The organism is Anatilimnocola aggregata (assembly GCF_007747655.1).
Taxonomy (GTDB): Bacteria; Planctomycetota; Planctomycetia; order Pirellulales; family Pirellulaceae; genus Anatilimnocola; species Anatilimnocola aggregata.
The window spans coordinates 8966409-8985602 of record NZ_CP036274.1; the positions used below are offsets into that span (position 1 = coordinate 8966409).

Annotated in this window: 5 protein-coding genes; 3 read left to right on the plus strand and 2 right to left on the minus strand. The window is 58.5% G+C overall.

Features of this window, described 5'->3' with window-relative positions:
- Window positions 1-6: 6 nt before the first annotated feature.
- Window positions 7-7776, plus strand: coding sequence for an Ig-like domain-containing protein (locus ETAA8_RS34125; RefSeq protein WP_145099959.1), 7770 nt, complete (start codon window positions 7-9; stop codon window positions 7774-7776).
- A 12-nt stretch (window positions 7777-7788) separates the two neighbouring features.
- On the opposite strand, the gene rnr is transcribed toward ETAA8_RS34125, so the two are convergent.
- Window positions 7789-10362: a ribonuclease R gene (gene rnr, locus ETAA8_RS34130; RefSeq protein WP_238397638.1), complete on the minus strand. Its 2574-nt coding sequence runs from the start codon at window positions 10360-10362 to the stop codon at window positions 7789-7791.
- A gap of 1071 nt (window positions 10363-11433) precedes the next feature.
- Window positions 11434-14490, minus strand: a complete 3057-nt coding sequence (locus ETAA8_RS34135; RefSeq protein ID WP_145099962.1) for an LPS-assembly protein LptD — start codon at window positions 14488-14490, stop codon at window positions 11434-11436.
- A gap of 746 nt (window positions 14491-15236) precedes the next feature.
- Between ETAA8_RS34135 and ETAA8_RS34140 the strand changes: the two genes are divergently transcribed.
- Window positions 15237-15959, plus strand: a complete 723-nt coding sequence (locus tag ETAA8_RS34140) for an ABC transporter ATP-binding protein (protein WP_145099965.1) — start codon at window positions 15237-15239, stop codon at window positions 15957-15959.
- A 78-nt stretch (window positions 15960-16037) separates the two neighbouring features.
- A complete protein-coding gene (locus ETAA8_RS34145; protein ID WP_145099968.1) occupies window positions 16038-19157 on the plus strand; it encodes a Gldg family protein in 3120 nt (1039 codons plus the stop codon).
- Window positions 19158-19194: the final 37 nt, after the last annotated feature.

Below are 19194 nucleotides of genomic sequence, written 5' to 3' on the forward strand. Positions count from 1 at the left end.
CGGTCTATGTTGTTCGATCGGGATCGCGCCCAGCCAGCACGTGCTGCCGCTTCGTCGGCACGGCGCGGTCGCGCGCGGCGCAAGACCGAGCGACTGGAGACAGCGAGGCGGTACTTTCGGGCAAGCCTCGAGTCGCTGGAAGAGCGGCGATTGATGGCGATCGACTTTCTCGCCGACTTCAATACCTATCAAGGTTTGGGGTTTCAACCCGAACCAACCGCCGGGCAACTGGACTCGGACAACTGGTCGATCGGCCCCTTTAGCGAGGGAAGCCTTGCCTTTGGTGACACGCGGACTAGTGGCGACTTTGCCCGCGGGCTGGCAACCAACAATGTGACTACATCCGGTTTGTATGCCTTTCAAACCAGCCCCGAAAATCGAATTTTTGGGATCCAGCCCAACGATACGGAGTGGGCCAATGGGTATGCGACGTTGCGGATCCCAACCGGGCCGTCCATTGTTACCGATCCGGTAATCTCCTTTGAGTACTGGGTGCGTAACAACATGGATGCCAGTACGCAACTCAGTTTTTCCTATTCAGTCGACAGGGCACCATTCATTCCCGTCCCTGCGCTCGATTACACGACACCGGCCACGAGTACTTCGATCGACTTCGTCCTTGCCGAAACGAAGACCATTACTTTGACCGGAGTGACGCTGCCCGCCGGCACAACCTTTGAGCTTCGCTGGCGCGGGTCTGAAGTTGAAGTGAGCGGTGGGGGCGGTCGCGATGAGATCGGCCTCGATAACATTCGCGTCGTGGCGGGAGTGCCGAACACTGCGCCGACCATCTCGCTGATGGCGGATCAAGCGACCACGCTGCTCACACCGAAGACGGTGAACTTTGCTGTGGGGGATGGCCAGACGTTGGCAGGCTTGCTGAATGTGAGTGCGACCTCGAGCAATCAGGCGGTGCTACCGAACGCAAACATCTCGCTAGGCGGCAGCGGAGCCAATCGGACGTTGACGGCCCTGCCAACGGCGACCACTGGTTCGACCATCGTGACGGTCACAGTAACCGACCCCGCTGGCTTGACGCACACGGAAGATTTCACGCTGAACGTCGCGCAGGGCTGGACCATCAGCATTCCGCAGAACCTGTCGGCCGCGCAAGGGCAGTACGACCTGGTCGAGATTCCGGTGCGAATCAATTCGAACGGAACACCTGCCAGTCCACTTTTTTCGCTTGATGTGGTGCTCACGTACGATTCAGCCGTGCTGGAAATTGAAGGGGTCACGCTGGGTGGCCTACTCACTCCCCCCGCGATGATGTCGTCCCTGTTTGCCAACTTTAGCGAGCAGGGGAAGCTGTTCATCGGGCTGCTGACACCAGTGGGACTATCGACAGCCGTCAATGGCGATGTGGCAATCGTCCGAGCGCGCATCAAGCCGACCGCGGCCGTGGGCAATACTTGGCTCAATTTGCGGAACTCGCTCGCGGCCGATTCAGGCCTGACCATTCCGACCGCGATTAATGAAGGTTCAGCACCGCTGGCTCCGCCGCCCACTGCTGCGAGCAACGATTCGACTGATGGCCTGTTGAACATCCTGGCCAATAGCCCGCCTACACTGAATCAAACTCCGACGACCACCATTGATGAAGATGCAGCCCTGCAAACGGTGACACTCACTGGCATCACTACTGGCGGCGAAAGCCAGAGCATTTCGGTAACTGCAGTCACCACCAATGGGCTCGGTGTTCCCGATACCTCGCTCATTCCGAATCCGATCGTCAGTTACGCTTCGCCGAACAACACAGCCACGCTACAGTTCCAGCCAACGGCAAGTTCCAGCGGCACCGCTGTGGTTCACGTGCTGGTGCGCGATGCGGGACCAGACGGTGTTTTGCTGACGGGTGATGACGGCTATGTGCGGCAACAGTTCACGGTGAACGTAACTCCGGTCAATGACGCACCGACGCTCAACGCGCTTGATCCGCGTACGATCATTGAAGACGCCGCTCAGCAAACAGTCAGCCTCTCGGGCATCACTGCCGGTGATGGAGAAACGCAGACACTGAGTGTGACGGCGGCTAGTAGCAACCCAGCATTGATCCCGAATCCACTCGTAAGTTACTCGCCCAATAGTCCAACTGGCTCGCTGCAATTCACACCAGCAACCGATCGGTTTGGGACGGCGACAATTACTGTAACGGTGCGCGATGCGGGTTTCGATGGCATTCCGGGCAACGCGGACGATGCTTCGTTCAATCAGCAATTCCAAGTGACGGTCGATCCTGCGAATGACCTTCCCACCCTCGCCGTGATTGATCCCGTGTCAGCGGCAGAAGATGCCGGCACCCAGACGGTGAACCTGAGCGGCATCACGGCTGGCATGTTCGAAACGCAAGTATTACTACTGACAGCTGTCAGTAGTAATTCGGCGCTGATTCCGAACCCGGCCGTTTCCTACACTTCGCCCAGCAGTACCGCGACGCTGCACTACTCGCCGAATGCCAACCAATCGGGCATCTCCACCATCACCGTAACGGTGCGCGACGCGGGACTCGATGGCGCACTCGACACGCCGGACGATGCCACCTTCGAGCGCGCGTTCGTCATTACGGTCACTGCGGTCAACGACGTTCCCACGCTCGACGCACTCAGCCCAATAACCATCGACGAAGATGCCGGGTCACAGATGATCGGTTTGGCGGGAATCACCACTGGTGGCGGCGAGTCACAAACATTGAGCGTGACGGCCACCAGCAGTAATCCCGCGCTGATTCCGACACCTAATGCGACGTACACTTCGCCCAACACCACGGCCTCGCTGCAGTTCTCACCTGTCGCGAACCAATCGGGAACAGCGACGATCACGGTCACCGTGCGGGATGCCGGTTTCGACGGAATTCTGAATACTGGCGATGATGAAACGGTCGCGCGGCAGTTCGTCGTCACGGTGAATCCTGTCAACGACCTGCCCACTCTGGATCCACTGAGTGGACTCGTCATTGATGAAGACGCATTGCAGCAGACCATCAACCTCAGTGGCATTACGGCGGGCCCAAGCGAATCGCAAACACTCAGTGTGACGGCCGTCAGCAGCGACCCCACACTGATTCCAACGCCGGGCATTTCTTATTCGTCGCCCAACAGTTCGGCAGTGTTAACGTTCACGCCGGTGGCAAATCGCAGCGGCACAGCCACAATTACGGTAACGGTGCGCGACGCGGGACTCGACTTGATCGCCGGCAATGCTGACGATGCAACCTTCGACCGGCAGTTCACGGTGACGGTAAACTCCGTGAACGACGCACCGACCCTCGGTGCAATTAGTCCGGTAACGGTTGACGAAGACGCTTTGCAGCAGACCATCAGCCTCAGTGGTATCAGCGCCGGAGGTGGTGAGACCCAAACACTGAGTATTACGGCCGTCAGCAGTAACCCAAGCCTGATTCCGACTCCTACGATTCCTTACTCTTCACCAAGCAGTACGGCGACCCTGCAGTTCACACCAGCCGCGAACCAAGCGGGGACATCGACGATTACCGTCACCCTGCGCGATGCCGGTTTCGATGGCGTGCTAAACACCAGCGATGATGCCACTTCGTTTCAGCAATTTGTCATTACCGTGAACCCGGTGAACGACGCGCCAACGCTCGATGAGTTGATCCCGTTAACAATTATCGAAGATGCTTTGCCGCTGACAGTGAACTTGAGTGACATCACCGCAGGCCCGAATGAAACGCAACTGCTGAGCGTAACCGCTGTCAGCAGTGATCCAACCCTGATCGCGAATCCGACCATTCCCTACAGTTCGCCGAGCAGCACCGCGTCCTTCCAATTCGCACCAATCGCCAATCGATCCGGTAGTGCCACAATCACCGTCACCGTGCGCGATGCGGGACTCGATGGGATCGCTGGCAATGGCGACGATGCGTCGTTCAGCCGGCAGTATCTGGTAACGGTGAATCCGGTCAATGACTTGCCGACACTGGACGCGATCAGCCCGCTGACTATTAACGAAGATGCCGGACTGCAAACCATTAACCTAACCGGCATTTCTGCGGGGGGCGGCGAGAATCAGCCGCTGCGAGTCACCGCCGTCAGCCTCGATCCCGCGGTCGTGCCGACTCCCACTATCAACTACACACAGGGAGCCAGCACGGCAACGCTCAGCTTTACGCCAGGGACCAATCTCAACGGCAGCATCACGGACGTGATCGTTTCGGTGCGCGACCCCGGCAGCGATGGAGTATTCGATACCGCCGACGACGGCGTCATCGTGCGACCACTATCGGTCAGCATCCTGCCAGTGAACGATGCGCCGACATTCGTCCCCGGAACAAATGTGACAGTGCTGGAAGATTCGGGGGCTACCACCATCGGCAACTGGGCGACAACGATTTCGCCGGGGCCATTGGAGTCCGGAAGCGTAACCTTCAACATCCGCTCGAATTCACGACCCGACCTGTTTGCGTCCGGACCGGTCATTCTGACCAATGGCAGCTTGACCTTCACACCTGCTGCCAACGCGCACGGTACGGCGACGATCACATATGACCTGTCGGATGACGGCGGGACCGATAGGGGTGGCGTTGATACAAGTCCGCTCCAGTCGTTCACCATCACCATCACACCGGTCAACGATGCACCAACCTTTGGCATCAGCGCCAGTCCCGTTGTTCCCTATAACTCGGGCGCTCAAAGCTTGAGCAGTTGGGCAACGTCGATTTCGCCAGGCGCAACGAATGAATCAGGGCAGGTACTGAACTTCACCGTAGCGGTCCTGTCGAATGCCGGCTTGTTCGCCGTCGCCCCGGCGATCTCGAACACCGGCGCGCTGACTTTCACTCCTTTGAACGGCCAAAGTGGCGTAGCGACGTTGAGTGTAGTCTTGCGGGACGATGCAGGCACAGACGCTGGCGGCAGCGATACCAGCGCGACTCAGACCTTTACCATCACCGTGAATCCGCAGGCGCCCAATGCACCGCCAACGATCAACGACCTTGCTCCACTTACTATCAACGAAGACGCGAGTCTGCAAACCGTCGGCTTTAGTGGCGTTACCGCAGGGGGCGAAACACAACTGCTCCGCGTGACGGCCAGCAGCAGCAATCCTACGCTCATTGCCGATCCAGTCGTTGCTTACACTTCGGCGAATACCTCTGGCAGCTTGAGTTTCATACCGACCGCGAACCAGAGTGGCACGAGCACCATCATTGTCACCCTTCGCGATGCCGGACACGACGGCGTCCTCGATACTGCCGATGACGGCTTGAAGTCCACTAGCTTTCTAGTGACGGTGAATCCGGTTAATGATGCACCGAGCTTCACCATCGGCGCGGATCGTACCGTACTGGAAGATTCCGGATCGCAGTCGTTTAGCAATTGGGCGACGTCGATCTCTTCCGGGCCCAATGAAACCGATGACCTAACGTTCAATATTCGGACGAACTCGCGCCCCGACCTGTTTGCCGCAGGACCGACGATTTCGAACAGCGGGACGTTAGCCTTCACGCCAGCTGCCAACGCCTATGGCACGGCAACGATCACGGTCGATCTGTCTGACAATGGCGGCACGGCCAACAGTGGCGTAAACACCAGCAACACGCAGTCGTTCACAATCACGATCACGTCTGTCAACGATGCCCCCAGCTTTGCAGTGGGAGCAAATCCGACTGTGCTGGAAGACGCCGGGCCGCAAACGCTGACAGGCTGGGCGACCGCAGTTTCTCCGGGCCCTAACGAAGGCGACGTGATCGCGTTTGTCATTATAGGCAATACACGCACTGACTTGTTTTCTGCCCAGCCCACGATTGCAGCCAATGGCACGCTCACTTTCACACCTGCTGCGAACGCCCATGGCAGCGCGACCATCAGCGTCAAGCTCACCGACCTCGGCGGCACGACCGATGGCGGTGTTAATGAAAGCGCCGTACAGACCTTTGTCATTCAAGTGACGAGTGTGAACGACGCCCCCAGTTTTGCGAAGGGGGCCGATCAAACAATTGACGAAGATGCCGGCGCGCAGTCGATCACCAACTGGGCGACCAGCATTTCCCCCGGAAACGGTGAAGCAGGCACGGTGGCCTTCATCATCGATAGCAACAGCAACCCGGCTCTCTTTGCCGTACAGCCATCAATCAATGCAACTGGCACACTGTCGTATGCACCCGCCGCCCAGGCCCACGGCAGTGCGACGATTGTCATTCGCCTGGTCGATGACGGCGGCACCGCCAGTGGGGGCAGCGATACGAGCGCGACGCAAGCGTTCATCATTACCGTCACTCCCGAGAATGACTCGCCAACCATCGCAACTCCCGCCGATCTATCGATCGTAGAGAACTCCGGGCCGCAGTTCGTCGAGCTCGGCGGCATCACCGCCGGTGGAGGAGAGACTCAAGCGCTGCGAGTGACTGCCACCAGTAGCAATCCAACATTAGTCGCCGCACCCATCGTTTCGTATGTTTCTCCGGCCAGCACTGGCACTCTGCAATTTGCTTCTGCGGTCGACCAGATCGGCAGCAGCACGATCAGCGTGACGGTGCGCGACGCTGGGCTCAATGGCGTCTTCGACGATGCCGACGACGGCCTGACGACTACCACCTTCACGGTGGCAGTGACTCGTTTCAACCATGCACCGGTTGCCCTCAATGGCAGCGTCACAGCACGCTATAACTCTCCCGTGAGCGGGCAACTTCAAGCCACCGACCCCGATGGTCCGGCACTAACTTTTGCGATTATCGCGGCTCCCTTTAACGGTACGCTCACGTCGTTCAATGCAGCGACCGGCGAGTTTACCTATCAGCCGCAAACGGGCTCCGCAGGAGTCGATCTATTCCGGTTCCGCGTCTCAGATGGAGCAAAGAGCGATACCGGCACCATGCGCGTTGTAACGAGCGGAGCAGCGGCGATTGTACAGATGACGCTCGAGCATCTCTCGATTGAAGGAACGCCCGGTGATGACCTGGTGATCGTAACGCCCATCAATGCCGGCTCGGTGCGCGTCCGCACCGGGGCAGTTGTGGGCATTTATCCCTTGGCTGCTGGTGACGGCACCATTCCCATCGAGACCGGCGACGGTAACGACTACATCGTTGTTCGTAACGTAACCAACCGCGCAATCATCTCGGCTGGCAACGGCGACGATGTTGTTTTCACCGGCAGTGCCGACGATCACATCTACGGCGGCTTGGGCAACGACTCGATCGCTGCGGGTGACGGGAACAACATTGTCTGGGGCGATGACCAGGCGGGAGGCGTCGATTCTGCCAGCGGTGGCAACGACATCATCAGCACAGGCAGCGGCGACGATACCATCTATGCCGGGGCCGGCAATGACAAGTTAATGGGTGGCGCAGGTAGCGATGTCCTTCATGCAGGTGTGGGCAACGATTCCGTCTTCGGCGGCGACGGCAATGATCTGCTCTATGGCAGTCTGGGCGACGATACACTTGATGGCGAAGCTGGAGATGACATCGTTGTCGGCAACTCGGGGAACGATTACCTCGTTGGCAGTACCGGCAATGATATCGTCATTGGCGGCGCTGGCAGTGACAAACTTAACGGCGACGAAGATCACGACTTGCTGATTGGCGGTGAGTCCAATACTTCTGCCACACTGAACGACAATGCACTGTTTCAAATGCTTAGTCGCTGGGTCAACGAACATCGCCTCGACGTGACCATCGATCCACTCAGTTCGGATGACAACGCAGTCGATACGATGTTCGGCCTGTCTGGCGACGATGACTTCTATCTCGGCAGCGGCGATCTGATTCCCGACTATTTGGCGAGCCCGCAACACGGGAACGATCGTCGATTCCCTTAGTCGCTAAGGCGCCTAATCGCGTCGTCGCTTTCCTTTGGGCTTTGGCTTTCCAGCGCCACCTCCCTTGCTGCGGAAGGGTCGACGTTGGTCTTTGATTGCGTCATCGTGTTTCGGTCGGCGACCGCCACCGAGTGACGGACCACCGCGCCGCGGCACATCGCTCTCGACTCGCTTGGCCACGCGGAAGTCAAGTTCACGGCGATCAACATCGACATGCGCCACTTGCACCTCAATGCGATCACCCAAGCGGAAACGATTCCCCGCGCGATAGCCGACCAGGCTATGCGTGGCAGCGTCGTAACGATAGAAGTCGTCTCCCAACGTTTCCAGGCGAATCATCCCTTCGGCGGGCATGTCGATCCCTTGGGCGAAGAGTCCATACTCTTCGACGCCAGTGATCACCGCTGGCATTCGCATGCCGATCTTCTTGGCCAGGAACGTGAGTAACTTCATCTTGGTCAGTTCGCGCTCGGCCTTCTCGGCCCGCTGTTCGCGCTCACTGCAATGTTCGCCCAGCAACATCTGCCGGTCGAAATCGGCGAGTGGCTTTTTGCCCAGGCAAATCGCCTCGATCATGCGATGGATGGTCAAGTCGGGATAGCGCCGAATGGGCGAAGTGAAGTGGCAATAGTGATCGCTGTTCAGCGCGTAGTGCCCTTCTTCCACCGGACTATAAACGGCCTTCTGCATGCTTCGCAGCACAGCATAGTTCACGGCGTGTTCTTCGGCATGGCCGGCAACTTCGCCGATCACGCGCTTGATCTCGAACCGGCTGTGCAAGTCTTCGCACTCAATTCCTAGCTCCTTGATGAAGCCGTTGAGCGCTTGCAATTTGCGCAGGTCGGGTTGTTCGTGAATGCGGCGGAGGAACGGCAACTCGCGATCGAAGAGCAATCGCGCGGTCGCTTCGTTTGCGGCGAGCATGAACTCTTCGATGATTTGATGGCTGACCGTGTTCACCACCTTGTGCGCACCAACCACTTCGCCGCGTCGATCCAAATCGATCTTCACTTCAGGCAGGGTGAGTTCGATAGCTCCGGCGTCGAGGCGTCGCTTGCGCAGGATCATCGCCAGTTCGTGCATGCGTCCGAGCAGTTCGAACACGGCAGGCGTCAACTTGGTCCGCCATGGTTCGGGGTTGGCGAGATACTCGTCGACCTCTTCATAGGCAAACCGCCGACAACTCTTAATCGCACTGCGGTGGAACTCCGCATGCACGGGCACGCCCACCGCATTGAACTCAATCATGGCAGTTTGCGTGTAGCGGACTTTGTTCGGCTGCAAGCTGGCCAGATTGTTGCTGATGACTTCGGGCAGCATAGGAATGACGCGATCAGGCAAGTACACGCTCGTTGCTCGTTCGCGGGCTTCGCGATCAAGTGGCGAGCGCGGCTGCACGAAGTGCGACACATCGGCGATGTGCACGCCCAGTTGCCAATGATCGTTGTCGAGCTTGGTGAGCGAAATTGCGTCGTCGAAGTCGCGGGCATCGACCGGGTCGATAGTGACAATCGTGGTCTCGGTCAGGTCGAGGCGATCCCCGATTGCTTCGTCGAATTTCTCGGCCTCTTCACGGGCCGCCACAATCACTTCCTCGGGAAATGCTTCCGGCAGGGCGAACTCACGGAGGATCGAGAGGGTATCGATGCCGGGATCGCCGCGCTTGCCGAGGACTTCGGTAATCACCGCTTCGCCATCGTCGTAGTGCGACGGGAACTGCACCATCTCGATGACGACCTTGTCGCCAGGAGCAGCGCCTTTCGCGCCGGGATCACCGACGGGAACTGCATTCGCAAAGATCTTCGCGTCGACATCGACCAGCGCGACATCACCGTCTTCTTTATAAACGCCGACGAACTGATGCGTGCTTCGTTCGGCGACCTTGATGATTTCGCCGCTGATCTTCGGTTGCTTTTCTTCTTCGTAGCTATCGCGATTTCGACTGATCCGCACAATCACCGTGTCACCGGTGGCTGCGTCAGCTGTGTTCTTCAGCGGTATGAAAATGTCGTGAGTTCGCTCGGCACTGCGTGGCGTACCCAGGGGCCGGACAAAGCCGAATCCTTTGGCTGCCCGGCGAAACTTGCCGGTGACCAGCCCGCGCTCGGGCTGCTTCGCCTTTTCGTGTTTTGGTTTCGCCTTTAACTCGCGCGTTTGCGTCGCGATCTCGTCGATCGACTTGACCACCACCGGCGCGGGGCCAGTCTTGGTCTGGCTCACTGGCGGGCGAACGATATGCCCCGAACCATACGACAACTTGCCAGCCTTCACGAGCCGGCGAATGCAAATCTTGAGCGCCTGGTGCTGTTCGGTGGGCAACTTGAGTTGCTTCGCAATCACGCGCGGCTTGACCGGTTGATACTGCGGCCGCAGTACATGCGCGAGCACAAGTGGCTCTAACTTGCGGGCGGCCGGCGAGGCCTTCTCGCGAACCGGCTCCCCGGCCTGGTCGGCATCCTCGTCGGACTCGGTCTCGTCGAGATTCGTCTCTTCAAGATCCGCTGTGTGCGCGGACAACTCCTCAGCCTCTTCATGCTGATCGGCTGGAGTGGGGAGGGTAACATCTTCTTCTTCTGGATTCATCATTTCTACAGTCTACAAAACCATCCTGCTAATTGTGCAAATAACATCCGGCAGCCGCGGGCAGGATAACGTCGCGGTGGGGAAGGTCGCCGTGACTTCAGCAACGGCAAAGGGGGGCCAGCGATACAACGCGTCCAGGCTTTGACTGGATTTGGGCCCAAAACAAGCGAGACAGAACTCGCTTTCGTCCAACCACTGTTGGACGGGTGATTGAGAACAGGGACAGAAGTGGGGCGGAAAAAGTTCGAGCCGGCACCTATCATTTTTTCGATCACTGCTTGAAGTATAGCACGCTCTGGAGAAAAACAAGGGGGTTCCGCTCCCAAAGTCCGCCCCCCAATTCCACGGAGCGGCACTCTGACTTGAAACAGGAAATTTCCGTTATTCGCATTCGCTCGCATTTTCTTCATCACCTTATAACGAGTTGCACGCCAACGACTTCCGCCGTTTGTCATAGTCGCAAGTCCTTGCCGCGTGCAAAAAAGTTCCAAAATCGATTTCCGGAATTTCCATCTCCTTCGAATCTGCTCTCCGGCCAACCGCGAAACAGGAAATTTCCGTTATTCACATGCACACGCAAAGTTTCCGCTATCGCCGAACGGCTTGAACGGCAGGCACTTAGGTGCCAACGATGCGTCTCAAGTCCTTACCACAGTGAAATAACTTCCTGATTCACTTTCCATTATTCGTTCCGATCTATGTGAACACTCACCGCGCAGTTACGTCGTCCAATCGGCCGCCAAATCACCATCAACGGTCGCCAATATTTTCATCGTTGATTTGCAACAAGTCGCATATTTCATGCGCACTTACTGCCAACTTACGAGAGACCGCACAGCCACCATTAGACGCTCAGCCTGTGACACGTCTGGTCACGGCGGGCAAGATTTGTAGCCGTTCACCCTAGCAGCCGCCTTGGGAGGGCGAGGCTCCTGCCGAGCCGTGGTAGCGATGAACTCGCCGTCGACGAAAAGATCCCATTCCCAAAATCGATTGACTTGGCCGATGCGAAGCGACGGCCAACGGTTAGCGGCTCGGCAGGAGCCTCGCCCTCCCGAATTGCAGAAGCCAGGGCTATTCCAGACCCAAGGCACCGGCAGGAGGTATCTGCACGCCGCCAACACGGCCCAGGCGGCTGCTGGGGAGGAACCGCGGCTCGAGCCCAAAGTTCACGCTGAAGTTGTCGCGGCTGGCATCGAAGCTCATGCCGACCTTAATCAGGAACGATTCGCCGACCCGCGTGAATGCAAGGTTCTGCCCCAGGTTGCCCGCCTGCGAAAAGTCGATGCTCGTGCCAGCCGTGGCGATCCACTTTTCGCTCATCCGATAGCTGGTCGAAGCGGCCAGCACATTACTGCTGATCGGCCCTTCGGTCGAACGCAGACCAATGTACAGGTTCCCCGCTTCCGGCCGGCTGAGGAGCGCGCCCACGGTCACTTGCCGCAAACCCTGATCGAAGATGTCGAAGAAGCCGTCGGAGAGGAACGTCAGGCGATCCCCCACGTGCCACTGGAAGTCGTAATCGACCAACCCCAAGTTCTCGCCGAAGTTATCACGATCGGCCTGCGGGAACAACACTGCATCGACGTCGAGCACGATCCAATCGACGATCCGCTCTTGTCCCGGCAAGCCCCGCTTCGTTTGCCAACGTTGCTTGATGCCGAGTCGCACTTCGGTCAGGTCGTCGGCAATTTCGGCCGAGGGAGACGCGACGTTGCTCTGCAGCGCTTGCCGCAACGCGAAATAGCGGGCATCGAACTGCTTGGGAATCTGGTCGCCAAACGTCAGTCCGAACGTGTTGAAGAGCATGCGGCGGCGAAACGCTTCGGTCGAATCGTCGTCGATGGCATCGTAGAGGGGCAACTGATCGAGGTTCTGACTCGCTTGGGCAAAAAAGTACTCGGCTTCAAACGTCACTTTGTGGGCCAGGCCGTTCAAGTTGAATAGTTCACTCTGCACGTTCGGGTCGGCGGTCCACATTGGCAAGCTCGCCCGCACACCACCTTGACCATAGACGCGACTCAGCTCTTGCTGGTTGATATCGCTTCCCCAATAGGCCGCTTCGCCCAGCAGATAGGGCACGACCTTCAACGCACCAAGTTCGACAGGCAGATCGATCTCCTGACGCGAGAACGCCTTCAAGCCGCCTCCTTGCACTTCCCACGGCAGCAATTGGAACTTCGCCAGGTCGACAGGGTTGGTCGGCGTGCTGGCGACTTGCATATCGGCATAGCCCACGCTGGAGTGTTCGTACCAGGTTAGGCGATCGAACAGGAGCGACTGACCCATCGTGAAGTGATCGAGCCGGGCACCCTGCGTCTGCGTGAAGAAGGCATTCAAGCGAACATCGGCGGCGATGCTCCATGAGGCATTATCCAGGTATTGCTTCAGTTCAAAGCCAGTGTCTTGATCCTTAAGCGTGTCCCATTCCAACTCGTAGTACTGCTCCAGGAAGTTTCGGTCGCTAATCACGCCGAACTCAGCCGTCAGCTGAAAATCGTTGGGGAGGAACTGCCGATGGTTGGCCAGCGCGCGGCCGCGCCAAGTGGTCTCGGGTTCGATGACGCGGCGATCGCGCCCCAGGTTGTCGGTGCCATCGTCCTTCAAGCCCCAAGCATCAAAGAAGCCGCGATACGCGCCAGGCACGCCGAACAAGTTCTCATTGTCATAGCGATAGTTCGTCCCCAGCGCGAACCCGCGCTGGCTGAGGTAGTCGGTCGAAAGGGACCACTTCGAGTTTTCGGGCGCGTTTTGAATGCCCAGCAGTTGATACAGATCCCAATCGATCAGCAGTTGCTGGCCGAAGACCTGGTCGCTCTTCACGCGAATGTTTTCGAAGTAATACGTGGGACTGGTCAGATCGGTCGAGATGGTGGGCCAATAGAAAACCGGGGTCTCGAACAGGTAGATGTAGTTATCGCGCGCCGTCGCCAGCATGCGATGCTCGACCGCGGGCTGTCCGTTGGCCGGATTCACGGCGGGCAGGCCAGTCACCGGATCGATGGCCTGGCTCTGCATATCGATGACGTTGACGTTTTGCGATTGGAGCCAGTACCGCGGCACACCGAGGCGACTGCTGGTGAGGGCTGCGTTATAGGCCTGGAACTGCTGGCGATTCACTTGCTGCAATACGTCGGCCTTGATTCGCAGCAGTCCTTGAAACTGCGGCACCGGTGTGAGCATTTCGGCTTCGAGCACGATGCCCGACTCTTGCCGCACGTTGTAGAAGAGGCGATCGGCATAGATCACCCGGTCTCCTTGGCGGAAGACAATGTTCCCTTCCAGATACAACTCGAGCGGGCCGTCGTTCAAGTCCATCTGTTGCCCGGCGGGATTGGTCAGCCCCGTGTTGGCACTCCAGACGACGAAGCGATCGGTTTCAATCGAGACCGAACCGAGTTGATCGAGACCATCAATCAGAATCTGCACGCCGGAGGTGCCGGTGGTGATCCGTTCGTTCGTGTTCGGATCGGCAGCCGAGTTCAAATTCCAACGGCCACCGCTGCGGGGCACAAACCGCACGCGTCGACCTTGGGGTGCCACAGCTTGACCGACGGGCGCAGCCAATTCTTCCTGGCGGATCAACTGCGCGGGCTGCACGCCAAAGCGAGCCGGGTCGCGCGCTTCGAGACCGCGCTCAAAGATCGCCGGTTTGACGTTCGGGTCTTCGGCCGGCACGGGCACACTCAGTTCGATGCCCGACTGCGTGTAGAACCAGCCGAGCCAGGTGCGATCGACGAGTGTTTGCGATTTGCTGCCGGTGAGTGCATGAGGATCGCCACCGCGACCGAAGTCGACACGCACGCTATTGCGCGGACCTTCGAGGTAGGCAATGACTTTGCTCGAGCGGCCCGTGTAAGGCTCCGCGCGATCGAGCCAGAGAACACCTTCGGGCGCGCGAGCGACGGTTTCGCCTTGGCGAATCTCGACATCACCGCGCAGCACGTACACATCGTAGGAGCCTTGCTTCCAGTGTGCAGCTTCACCCGCGCGAATGCTCACGGGATGATTCACGTCCTCCTGCGGCAGTTCAATTCCCGCACCCCAAGCTTGAACGGCGAGCGCGATCAAGACGAGCGGCGCAAGGAGCGCTGGAATAGCGCGGCGCAGAAGTGCGCAACTTTGACTCAAGAACCGGTTCGCGTTCTGCCGAAATCCGAGCGCAGCGTGTGCGCTGCCACGCGCGATCGAGAGCGCGTTGCCTAACGGACAACGTCGTGGGGCATGAACGGTTTTCAGCGCTCGGCTTCCTTGCCAGGCACAAAGGACACCCCGCGAAGCGAAAACTTCGCGGTCAATTCGGAATAAGCTCCGCTTTCAAAAGACCTTACGACAAGCGGGCGGGATTCTAGTAAGCCTTCGCAGAGAGGGCAAGGCATGTCTTCATGAAGGTCTAAATGACTGCTAGCTTGCAGTTCTTTGACCCAGCCAGACGGTTTTTGAGCCGGAAGCGTCAGCGCCCGGAGCGCATTTCGAGTTTTCTTCCGGCGTGTTCTCCGGGCGCTGACGCTTCCGGCTCCTCGGCAATTCAGGGCTCGATCTGCCAGCGAACCATCTGCCGGCTGGTTGCGTAGCGAAGCTACCAACACGAATTGGCAAGCTAGGCGAAGCGGGAGAGTTTATCCCTCTGTGCCGGTTGAGTGGCCACAGCAAGCCGTTATACTGTGGGGCTTTACCGCCAAGCGCAGGGACTGCGACAGGGCCGATTCTTCGGCCCGGATAGTTGCCTCGGCAGCTAGCCGCGTCGCTTCCTCCAGCCAGTGCTGGCTGCTTGCCAAGTTCGATTCTGAAATTTCCCTCCCAGGATTGCCAGGTAAAGGTCTATGACTGACCCCCAACCCAGAAGCGAAAAACCGAGTCGCACCTCCGAGCCTGCGATGATCGAGGCCATTGGACTGTGCAAGTTCTACGGCGCGTTCGCTGCGGTCAACGATGTTTCGTTCCGCGTGAACAAAGGTGAACTGGTCGCTTTTCTCGGGCCCAACGGCGCCGGCAAAAGCACGACCATGAAACTGCTGACCGGCTATCTTTCGCCCTCGGCAGGTGTCGCCCGCGTGGCCGGGCACGATATGGCCACCGACCGTCTGGCCGGCAGCGAGAAGCTTGGCTATTTGCCAGAAAACGGCCCGCTCTACCCGGACATGACGCCCCATTCGCTGCTCGAATTCTTTGCCGATGCCCGCGGGCTGACCGGCAGTAAGAAAAAAGAGCGTATCGAAACCGTCATCGACCTCTGCATTCTGTCGAGCGTGGTCTACAAGCCGATCAGCAAGTTGTCGAAGGGGTTTCGCCAGCGCGTGGGCATGGCCCAGGCCCTGCTGCACGAGCCCGATGTGCTGATTATGGACGAACCGACCGCCGGTCTCGATCCGAATCAAATTGCCGAGGTTCGGCGGACCCTGCGGCGCATCAGCGAAGAGAAGACGATTCTCCTCTCGACGCACATCTTGCAGGAAGTCGAAGCGATCGCCAGTCGCGTGGTCATGATCAACGAAGGCCGGCTGGTCTACGACGGCTCGGTCAAAAATCTGGATGCCGATGGCCAGGGGCTCGATGCTGCCTTCCATCGTCTCACGCGGGCCTCGGTCGCCGAAACCTAATTCGTTTCTGCCTTGCGATCGACGCCACCAACCTACCAACGCACAAATCAACGCACGGTTTGAGAACGGGAAGAGACAATGGGCGAAATACTCGGGCAACTGCTCAAGCTGCTGGTCATCGATGTCTTATTTATTGGCGTGCTCGGTGCGCTCCTCGTACCGCTCGCGCTCTATAAGCCGGCCTCGTTCGCGCTGGTCAAGCGAAACGTCATCGGCTACTTCAGCAATCCCACGGGCTACGTCTTTCTCTGCGTGTTCGTGCTCCTCACTTCGCTGGCCGCGGTTTGGCCGCCGCAATTTTTCACAGCGAACCTGGCCAATCTCGATCAGCTTAGCTTCTGGATGCCCCTCATCCTCTTGCTGTTCGTTCCCGCCATTACCATGAGCCTGTGGTCGGAAGAGCGTCGTCAGGGAACAGACGAACTCCTCCTCACGCTGCCTGCGACCGACTTCGATATCGTGGTCGGCAAGTACCTGGCAGCGGCGGCCATTTTCACGTTTTCGCTCTTGTTTTCGCAGTTTGCCAGCTTCACCGTCCTGACGCTGCTATCGCTTGGCGACCTGGACGTCGGGCTGATTTTCTCGACTTATCTCGGCTACTGGCTGATGGGCCTGGCGATGCTGTCGCTCGGCATGGTGGCCTCGTTCCTCACCAACAACGGCACTGTCAGCTTTGTGCTCGGCATGATTCTGAACCTGTTCCTCGTCAGCTTGGGTTACGCCGATCAGTTCCTGGCGATGTCGACCATTTCGAGCCAGGTGATGCAATGGAGCCTCGCGGCCCAGTTCGACGATTTCGGTCGCGGCGTCATCAGCTTGTCGTCGGTGCTCTACTTTCTCGCCATCATCACAGCTGGCATTTACATCAGCATTGTGCTGATCGGGCGGCGACACTGGTCGGGTCGTGGCAAGGACCAGGTTCAGTCGGAACTAACGACGCTCACGATCGGCGTCTCGCTGTTTTTGTTGGTCTTGGCATTGATCTGCTTCCTGATGACGGCCCTGACGAGTCACCCGCGGTTCCTGCTCGCCCTGCAATGGTCGGGGGGCGTGTTGCTGATTTTGGCGCTCATCGCGATTAACTTCAGTGCCATCGTCAATGCCATGCAAGGCGGCATGCTCGGGCATTACATGCTGCGGGTCGAGTGTCTGCTGATTGCGATGCTCGGGGCTTGCTTCTTTCTGTCGCGGCACGAACTGTTCCGCCAGGACCTGACCGCCGGCGGCGTCAGCTCGCTCGCGCCGGCGTCCATCGAACTGGTGTCGGGGCTCGATCCGAAGCGGCCGGTGACCATCGACGCCTTCATCAGCGCGGAGGTGCCGAAGGAGTTCATCAAGACCAAGTACAACTTGATCTCGAGCCTGAAGGAACTTTCGCAGCGGAGCGGCGGCAAGATCACCGTCCGCATGCACGACAATCTCGAACCCTTCTCCGAAGAGGCGGCCCGGGCCGAAAGTCGCTTCGGCATTCGGAAGCAAACGGTGCTCAGCCGGGCCAACGACAAGATGCGGCAAGAAGAACTGATCATGGGTGCCGCCTTTACCTCCGGTCTCGAAAAAGTGGTCGTTCCCTTCTTCGGCAACGGCATTCCAGTCGAATACGAACTGGTCCGCTCGATTGCGACAGTCGCCAAAGGAGAGCGCAAAAAGTTGGGTGTGGTCACCACCGATGCTCAGATGTTTGGCGGCTTCAGCATGCAAGGAATGCAGCCCCGGCAAATTCCGAAGCAGGCCATCATCGAAGAACTCGAAAAGCAATATCGGGTAGAACAAGTCGATCCCGAAGCGCCCATCGAACTCGGCAAGTACGACGTCCTGCTGGTCGTTCAGCCCTCGAGCCTCGGCCCACAGGCTTTATCGAACGTGGTCGAAGCCATCAAGGCTGGCCAGCCAGCTGCGATCTTCGAAGATCCCGCCCCCATCGTCCTCGGTGGCGGCTCAGTGGTCGGCACCAATCAAGAGAAGCCGCCGCAAGGTGGTTTTATGGGCATGGGTGGTGGACCGCCGCCCCCCAAGGGTGACATTCGCGCCCTCTGGAGCGCCCTGGGCATCAAGCCACTCGGCGACGCCGGCCCGGCCTCACCAGCGCCCGGCGTGATCGTCTGGCAGAAGTACAATCCTTACCCGCGCTTTCAAATGCCGGGCATCGGACCCGAGTTGGTCTTCATTCGCGAAGAAGCTCCTGGCGCCAAGAACGTCTTCAACTCTTCGGAAAAGGCCGTTGCTGGCTTCGAGGAACTGCTGCTGCCGTTCCCGGGGGGCATCGAGCAGGCCATCGGTTCGAAGATGAAGTTCAACGAACTGGTAACCACTGCTTCACAAGGAACCGGTACGCTCGACGTGAACAAGTGGATGATGAACCGCGGCAACCTGCGCGAGATGCAAAAGGAATACTCGACCGGCGAAACCGGCCGGCGTTATGTCCTCGCCGCCGAGATCATCGGGCCACCTCCTGCCGGTACGGAAGGGGACGCGAAGAAAAGCGACGACACCAAGTCAGCTGACAAGAAGGATGACGAAGCGAAGAAGCCGCAAGGAATTCACGTCGTCTATGTTGCCGATATCGACCTGCTCGATAGCCAGTTCCTGCAACTCCGCAACATGCCCGACGCCGAGAACAACTTCCGCTTCGATAACGTCGCCTTCGCGCTGAATGTCATCGACCAGGTCGCTGGCGACGAGCGCTTCCTACCGATTCGCTCGCGCAAACCGCGGCACAGCACCCTGCGTCTGATCGAAGACAAAGTTGCTCAAACTCGCAGTGAAGAAGTGCTGTCGCTCAAAAAGCATCAAGACGCTTTCGCCAAGGCCATTGAAGAAAACGAAGAGAACGTCCGCAAAGCCACGGCCGAAATGCAGAAGAAGACTGAAGAACTGCAAAAGCTGAGCGACGAAGGCAAGCTCGATCCGGCTCAGGTAGCCGAGTTCCAAGAACAGAAGGAACAGTTCGAACGGCTCAAGGCCATCGAAGAGCAGCGGGCCAAAGTAAAGAAAGAACAGGCAGAGAAGAACCTGGAATCGGAACAGGCCAAGATCCGCCGCGAAGGAGATCGCAAGATCGAATCGACGCAAAACTCGATCAAGATTGCCGCGACCACGCTGCCGCTCATCTTCCCGCTGATCATCGGCCTGATCGTCCTCGCCCAGCGGCGCGTCCGCGAACGCGAAGGTGTGTCGAAGTCGCGGTTACGTTACTAACGCCGGGTGTTGCTCGTTTGGTCCTCCACGATTTGCC

What these genes read in the sequence shown, in the direction of transcription:
- ETAA8_RS34125 (WP_145099959.1), top strand. Translation starts at nt 7, where the DNA reads ATGTTGTTCGATCGGGATCGCGCCCAGCCAGCACGTGCTGCCGCTTCG.
- rnr (WP_238397638.1), bottom strand. Translation starts at nt 10,362, where the DNA reads ATGATGAATCCAGAAGAAGAAGATGTTACCCTCCCCACTCCAGCCGAT.
- ETAA8_RS34140 (WP_145099965.1), top strand. Translation starts at nt 15,237, where the DNA reads ATGATCGAGGCCATTGGACTGTGCAAGTTCTACGGCGCGTTCGCTGCG.
- ETAA8_RS34145 (WP_145099968.1), top strand. Translation starts at nt 16,038, where the DNA reads ATGGGCGAAATACTCGGGCAACTGCTCAAGCTGCTGGTCATCGATGTC.